At 39.5% G+C, this 6,035-nt stretch carries 4 protein-coding genes; 3 read left to right on the top strand and 1 reads right to left on the bottom strand.

Features of this window, described 5'->3' with window-relative positions:
- Positions 1-16: 16 nt before the first annotated feature.
- A complete protein-coding gene (locus HMPREF0519_RS03435) occupies positions 17-1,000 on the bottom strand; it encodes a linear amide C-N hydrolase (protein ID WP_003634686.1) in 984 nt (327 codons plus the stop codon).
- A 149-nt stretch (positions 1,001-1,149) separates the two neighbouring features.
- Here HMPREF0519_RS03435 and HMPREF0519_RS03430 point away from each other — a divergent pair, with 149 nt between their 5' ends.
- The 3 genes from HMPREF0519_RS03430 to HMPREF0519_RS03420 all read left to right on the top strand — a co-directional run bounded on the left by HMPREF0519_RS03430 (position 1,150) and on the right by HMPREF0519_RS03420 (position 5,967).
- Positions 1,150-3,858: an MMPL family transporter gene (locus HMPREF0519_RS03430; protein ID WP_003634684.1), complete on the top strand. Its 2,709-nt coding sequence runs from the start codon at positions 1,150-1,152 to the stop codon at positions 3,856-3,858.
- Between the two features lie 338 nt (positions 3,859-4,196).
- The gene (locus HMPREF0519_RS03425) at positions 4,197-4,664 is read left to right on the top strand and encodes a C40 family peptidase (RefSeq protein WP_003634683.1); all 468 of its coding nucleotides are present in this window, start codon (positions 4,197-4,199) and stop codon (positions 4,662-4,664) included.
- A gap of 193 nt (positions 4,665-4,857) precedes the next feature.
- Positions 4,858-5,967: an acyltransferase family protein gene (locus tag HMPREF0519_RS03420; RefSeq protein ID WP_003634681.1), complete on the top strand. Its 1,110-nt coding sequence runs from the start codon at positions 4,858-4,860 to the stop codon at positions 5,965-5,967.
- Positions 5,968-6,035: the final 68 nt, after the last annotated feature.

Here is a 6,035-nt window from a genome sequence, read left to right as displayed (position 1 = left end):
TGCTAACCGCTTTGACTCACACACTTATTTCTCTAAAGTCCACTCGATCATCCACCTGGAAGAAGATTGGCTCCGTTTGACGAATTAAATCGTCAGTCAGCTGAATTTTAATAACCGATTTTGCGTGGTATGGCTGATAGTAGTAGTTTCGACTTTCGCAGCATACCGCAGCCCGATAAACAGAATACGTCGGCTGATGAGCCGAACTCTTTGGCACATTAACAGAATCCAACAAATGCCAACAATTATCAAAAGCTTCAATTTCATTTTCGGGTAAGTCAATCCGCTCTTTTAAGTAAGCCGCCCTTATAAACCGTGAGCCCGGTGTATATGAACCGGGTGGTGTTGATTTGCCGGAAACATTTCCCGTCGTAACCCGTGGTGCATTTAAAGGAACAGTTTGGCTTTTAAAAGCATCCGTAAAGTCCATATACTTTTCCAATTTATTAATTTGTCGGTCAAAATGATTACTGTTTGTCAGTATACCAAGCGGGTTTTCAATAACTTCAATCGGGTGTGTGACCGGTTCAATCACAACAATCCGCCCAGTTGGATCACAAGCCGCGAAATGCAGTTCACTATGACCGTATTTCATCAAACTATGTTTGTCGGCCATCAACTCAATTTCATCTATATGATCAATTATATCTTGAACAGATTTGTAATTGGATAATAGGTAAAAAGAAAGTTCAAATGGTGCTAAATGAATTCTACCTTCGGTTGGCTCTTCCACCAACTGACTGCCATTTGTAAACGTCAGTTTTTGAACGGCCAACCCAAACTCATTCACCCCGTCTGATGCATCAATTCGGCGATCGTGTCTGCCGCCGGAACCAAGCAACGCATATTTAGTCACATATTCCTGGTCATCAAAAACCGAATGCCAATGATATTGACGCGGGCAAAACATTGGTCGAGCGCCCAATCGCGGCCAGTCCATTGTTCTGGCTAAGACATGTGTCCCATCCATTTGGCCAATTTGTAAAATGCTAGTACACATCGAAAAAATCTCCTATTCGTTATATATTTAGTATAAATTGTACCCAGTCTGCCATTTGCTATCGCAACGCATGTCATAAAATGGTAAAATTTTATTAACTGGGAAATTAATCCCAGATATTTTTGAGTACATACACAGGGGACAGTTAAATGAAAGTTACAATTTCTAAACTACACAAGAATCGGGTATTCACGCTGTTAGTATGGCTGATAATTGTCTTTATTGCAATCATTTCCGCTCCAAGCATAACTAACACCTTACAATCATACAGCCAGCCAACTTTTAGTGCTAAATCACAGCCTGAACAGGCAGCTAAACTTCGTAATCAATGGGGTTATCAGCTAGGAAATTCGGCCACTATTAATATTGTCTACGAAAACCCTGGCGGAAAATTAACCGCCAAGCAAAAGAACGCTATTCAAACAACCACTGATAAACTTAAAGAGCATCAATCTTTTTACAGCATCAAACGAATTGTAACACCCGATACAAACGTGTCCGGTCAAGCCCAAATGCTTTCAAAAGACGGTTCAACCCAGGTCATCTCACTTGATATCGATGCTAAAAATGATTTACGAATTTTAACCAGTGAATTAACCAATCAAGTAAAAGTCAACGGATTAAAATCCTACGTTACCAGTCCAGAAATTATTCGGGACGTTAATAATCAAAAAACCGCTCAAATCACAAATTTGATTCTCATCACGCTGTTTATTGCATCTATTTTGATTGTTGGCATTTATTTTCGTGCTGTTCTTGCATCAGTCATTTCATTTATCATTCTATTTACGTCTTTTGTAACTTCCTATAGTCTTTCACTGAATTTAGCAAAGCATTTCAATTGGGCTTTTTCACAATACGTCCCCCTGGAAATTGGCCTTGCAACATTGGTTTTGGGAACTATTTGGAATATCTATATCTATCGTAAGCTTAAAAGTGTCCTGGCTGTCCAGCGGGAAGCCAGGGCTGCCACTAAACAAACAATTCAGGGGTTACGCTTTCCAATCATTATGGTTGGTGGTACCCTGACAATTTTATTTGCTCTATGCGGCTTTATTAATTTTAATGAAATCCAGTCATTGTGGGCACTCGCAGTGACCTATCCCGTTTTGGTTCTGGCAGTAACCACACTAAATGCCGTATTTACTGCTGCATTAGGAGAAAGTATTTTTTGGCCGTCTAGTACACCAAAAGCTGCCATGAAGTCCCATTATTGGAAAACCGCCACTGAATTTTCGCTTTGGCAGCCAATTGCCGGCTTTTTGATTGTCCTATACATTACCTTGCCATTTATTTATTTTTATCATAACAGTTTGAATTTCTCCCCAATAACCAATCTAACGGAAACTAATCAAGCCGTTAAAGGTGCTCACGTCCTTCAAGCACACTTTAATGAAGGAAAACCAACACCTGTTACTGTCTATCTAAAGTCCAAACAGCCTCTGAATAATGAAAAAAACCTACAAAGCCTTGATCAGCTGACCACTAAATTACAACATACCCAGGGTGTTAAAAATGTTTATTCATTAACTCAACCTGGTGGTATGCCAATTGATAAATATTATGTTTCAAATCAGCTTGAATCAATCGGTTTAAGTTCCAAGGAAGCCACGGGGCAATTATCCCAAGCTTCCGACAGCCTCCAGTCCAACACTTCCAAGCTTGACCTAAACTCATTGAAACGTCAGGTTAAACAACTGTCATCAATGGTCTCCAAGAGTAACCAAATTGTCCAAGACAGCAGCAATTTGGCTTCGCAGGTTAATAGTGCCGCAGCCAATTCAAGTGTCTCGGTTCAACGGGGTGCGTCAAAGCGTGTCCGTCAATATCAGCAGCAGATTAATCAGTTAAACCAATCCCTTCAATCTGTCTCTTCTGGCATTAGCCAACTGGCAACCGAGGGAAAGGTTATTCAAAATTACGGACAAAACAGCTACAATAATTTACAAGCCTATAGTCAACAAATCAGTCAGATTAAGCAGCAACTCAAAAAGGTTAATCAGCAAGTCACATCTTCGACCTCCCAGCTCAATGGCATTTATGACTACCTGAACGGTCTTCAAAAGTCCGGCGGTGCCAATGTCTACTACATTACAAAGGCTCAACTGGCTGACACCGATTTTCAACAGACACTATTAAACTACGCTGGTAAGAATAAGAAGATGACAATGTTACAGGTCGTCTTCAAAAATGCACCTTCCAGTAAATCAAATATCCACCAGGTTAATCGACTGAAGCAACAGATCAACCTTCAATTAAGGGGGACGTCCCTTTCTAACACAACAGTTGCAATGACCGGTGAACCAGTTACTCAGTCAATTATTCAATCCAAAATGACTCACCACTTTGCGTCACTATTAGCCATTCTGATATTAGGTATTCTGCTTGCTGTCTTTATTCTGAGTCGCGCTATTCTTCAGCCCCTTTACTGGACCGTAGCATTTGTCATGTCAGCTTTAACGGGATTCCAGCTAACTTATTTAACAATGCATTTTGTCGCCAGTGTTAAACAGTTCGACTGGCAAGTCCCAGTGATCACCGCAACTATTTTAGCTGCTTTTGGTGCCTGGCAGATCATTGCGCTGGGGTTATCCTATCGATACACGGAATTATCATTGCTTGATTGGATTCGCCCGACAATGGCTAGTTATGGACAGATTGTCCGTTATATTTTGCTGGTTGTCGTTGCATTGGCGATTGCACTCACTTTTGGCGCATCCCTGGCAATGATCGAAATTGCTTTAATTGTCATCTACACAGCATGCGTCTTTTATCTGGTTCTGCCAATGATTGTATCTTCTCTTGGGAAACTGGCCGTCACATTGCCGAACAAAAAGAATATTTTAAAAAACAAATAGTGATTTGAACTAAATTAATGCTGAATGATCTCGAAATATTGTTCACAAATTGTAACATTACTCGACTCAAGGCTTGAAATACTTAGTAAAATTACAGTAAATTGCTTCGAATTTAACTAGATTACCTCAAAACGTCTGAATTATTTCAGACGTTTTTAATTTGTCCGGATAACTAGATTGCCGCCAGAGTAACAGTTCCAGCTGCAAAGGGAAACCGATTGTACACAATATTTCATCACGACATTTTCCTTAACTGCATTGAAAATTGTTTGTCACAGTCCTGCAACAAATTATTGGTAGGATTATATTTGTAAATTGATAGGGAGTTGTTAAAAATTATGAAAGTACATAAACAAATCGTTTTAGTTCTAGTTGCATTCTTCACATTATTAACTGCAGGTTTCACAACTGCTCAAGCTGCAAAAGCTGATGATCCATCTTATTCAACACTTTATAGTGTTGCAAAGCAAAATCTTGGTAAGCCATATGTATGGGGTGCTACTGGTCCTTCATCATTTGATTGTTCAGGATTTACAAGTTACGTTTATAAAAAGGGTGCAGGCGTTTCAATTCCAAGAACTGCCCAAGCTCAATACAATGCCGAAAAGAAAGTTTCTTACAGCAATCTTGAAAAGGGTGACTTGGTATTCTTCGGTGGCAGTGCCGTTTCAATTTCACACGTTGGCCTTTACGTTGGCAACGGAAAAATGATCGATGCTCAAAACCGAGGTGTCATCACTGAAAATGTCAAAGCACCATGGTGGCATTATGTCGGTGGCGTTCATGTTACTGACCTTGATGACTAACCATTCAATACTAAACATATTATTCAATTAAAATTTTAAACACATAATAACAACTTAATATCTATTTCAAAAGAAAGACTGGCATAAAAGATGCCGGCCTTTCTTTTTGGCTTATTGCTAATTCAACCTTGTCATTGCTTACCCTTAACTACTAAAATAGATTCAAACATCATTTTTAGCGAGGACTTTAACCATGGAAAAAACGACTCAAGTTACCGATATTGGTGATTATCTAAAATTGTTTGCGTGTACGGCTGTTATGTTACAAACCATCCTTATGTTTGTTCTAACGACTATCCCTTCCGCAACTAATCAAATTGGTATTGGTATGACATACAACTTAATCAAGTTTACGGCACCGGCCTTTATATTTGGCATCCTATACACGACTGCCCGCAAAACAATCGCAATTCCTATCACTTACAGACATTACTTAAAACAACAATGGCACAGTTTATTTATTCCGACTATTCTATGGACGACCATTTATCTATTTATCACGCCGGAACTTCAACAGGGACATCATTATCACAATATTAGTTCGCTTATTTGGCAATTCATTAACGGTAATGCTGCTCCTCATCTTTGGTACAACACAATGATGCTGCAGTTTATTCTTTTAATGCCGTTAATGTGGCTGATAGGCCGCTGGTGCGGTTCGAATTCACGTCGCGGCTCACTTACTGCTATTGTATCAATCGCTGGTTATCTGCTTTGGATCTCGTTTTATGACACTGAAGTTTTCCATGGTCCGCACATGATGAATTGGTACCTGCTGGATCGCCTCTTCTTAAGTTTTTTTATCTATGGTGTGTTAGGTGTTCTGGCATGGCAATACCGAAAAACAGTTAACAGGTTTTTCCGAGCATGGTGGCCAATCGTTTGCCTTATTTTTCTAGGAAGCTTCTACTGGACCAACCATGAATTATTCGAATTCGGCTTTCCCGTTAAATTAACGAATGCCCCCTACTATAAACCATCAATGATTCTTTATGACTTGTCTGTCATCAGCTTGATTTCAACCTTGGGAATCTTTCAAATTGATAATCACTCAACTATTAATAAAGTCATTCATATTCTGGCCGAATTTGCCTATAAAGCCTTCTTATCGAATGTTTTTTGGTCTTACCTACTCTGGTATGTATTCGGCAAAAATCTGGTTATTAATCACCTGCTTATCGGGGCACTTGTCTTATATACGGGCACTTGGTTACTATCGTTTGGATCCGCCTTTGCCATTCACTTGTGTTGGCAGAAATTTTGTCTATATACTCGATCTTATAATCCCCGTACAATAAATTAAGCGTGGTCAAGATTTTCTCTTGAACCACGCCTTTATAATATCCTTTGTAATTTGGTTTAACCGCTTAG

This window comes from Lentilactobacillus hilgardii DSM 20176 = ATCC 8290, assembly GCF_000159315.1.
Classification (GTDB): Bacteria; Bacillota; Bacilli; order Lactobacillales; family Lactobacillaceae; genus Lentilactobacillus; species Lentilactobacillus hilgardii.
Note: the sequence above shows the minus strand (reverse complement) of the source record. Positions and strands in the feature narration are given on the sequence as shown.